A 1,121-nucleotide genomic window follows, 5' to 3' on the forward strand; every position below is an offset into this window, starting at 1 on the left:
GGCCTGCGGGTCGTAGTAGCGGAAGCGGTTGTAGTGCAGCCCCGATTCTTCATCCAGAAGCTGGCCGGCGAATTTTATACCGGGTTCTGGCTGGCTGTGGTTGCGTGAACTAGATACGGGATAACGGCAATCTGTCTCTGCCAGAGGACTGGCTGACGCAGTGCGGCCTGACCGGGCAACCGCTGGCGATCAGCGTAATGCCCGGTCAGGTGGTGATTCGGGTGCAGCAGGGGAATATGTAGCAGTAACAACATACAAAAAAATAACCGGGAAGATCTTCTTGGGATCTTCCCGGCTTTTATTTATGGCGACTTCCTCAGCGTTTTTTAATGGCTAGCTGTCTCCAAGAGATTAACATTCAACCTCATTCAATAACCTGACCGCCACGAAGAAAAATCAGAAACATATATTTCTTTAAATATCATATAACTAGGTATATTTTCAATGCTGTCCCCGATTTCATCATAAGGTGATGGCAATATAAGCGAGAAGCCAAAATCATCGTCAATAATGACTGAGCCATTAAATATACGTTGTTTTTCAGTTAGAGCAATAACCTCTTTCATCGATTGCCCTGTATGTAATATATTTTTATACTTCCCTTTATATTCTTCATTGCAACCAATTGAGAAGATTAAGCCTTCATGATCAGTTGCGATCGTTATAGTTTTATTTAATATATATGCATTATTTTTACTCCCATCAGGAAGATAGTATTCCTTAACTTCAACCTTAAAAACAGAATACATTTCATCTATATATGAAGATATATTTCTATTCAGACTAATATTGCCTAATGAAAAACCAGATATTATTTCAGCATTAAAGTCTATCATATTAAAAACCACCATTTCTTAACGCACCATCAATATATACTGGAGAGTCTTTTATTAGATCGTAGTTTTTAAATTCACCATGACCGATCCTTCCAAAGACAACATCCTCACCATTCTTGACTTTATAAACCTTCCAGTAGTCATTGCCATGAATATTCGGCTGACTTGCATTTCCTCCTGGATGATAATCTAGTTTATATGTTGCCCCGGATTTAGTAGTACGTACATATTGAGTATGTTGAATCGCATCGGGTCTTCCTGCTTGAGGATAATGTTTAGTCCAAC

Annotated in this window: 3 protein-coding genes; 1 reads left to right on the forward strand and 2 read right to left on the reverse strand. The window is 39.5% G+C overall.

What is annotated here, in order from left to right; all coding sequences use genetic code 11:
• The first annotated feature begins 131 nt into the window (after positions 1-131).
• Entirely contained in the window at positions 132-242 is a 111-nt protein-coding gene (locus DBA33_RS21135; RefSeq protein ID WP_276148148.1) for a SymE family type I addiction module toxin, read from the forward strand.
• 126 nt (positions 243-368) lie between these two features.
• Here the strand turns inward: DBA33_RS21135 and DBA33_RS20325 are convergent, their stop codons facing one another.
• Both DBA33_RS20325 and DBA33_RS20330 read right to left on the reverse strand, forming a co-directional pair.
• Positions 369-836: a hypothetical protein gene (locus DBA33_RS20325; protein WP_120807120.1), complete on the reverse strand. Its 468-nt coding sequence runs from the start codon at positions 834-836 to the stop codon at positions 369-371.
• Between the two features lies 1 nt (position 837).
• The coding region (locus DBA33_RS20330; RefSeq protein ID WP_346341329.1) for a hypothetical protein at positions 838-1,121 on the reverse strand (284 nt) is incomplete at its 5' end.

Origin of the sequence: Yersinia sp. IP36721 (assembly GCF_003634395.1) — a bacterium.
GTDB classification, from domain to species: domain Bacteria; phylum Pseudomonadota; class Gammaproteobacteria; order Enterobacterales; family Enterobacteriaceae; genus Yersinia; species Yersinia entomophaga.

Excerpts from the sequence above, each read along its gene's own strand:
- DBA33_RS20325 (WP_120807120.1), bottom strand. The coding sequence starts at position 836 with ATGATAGACTTTAATGCTGAAATAATATCTGGTTTTTCATTAGGCAAT.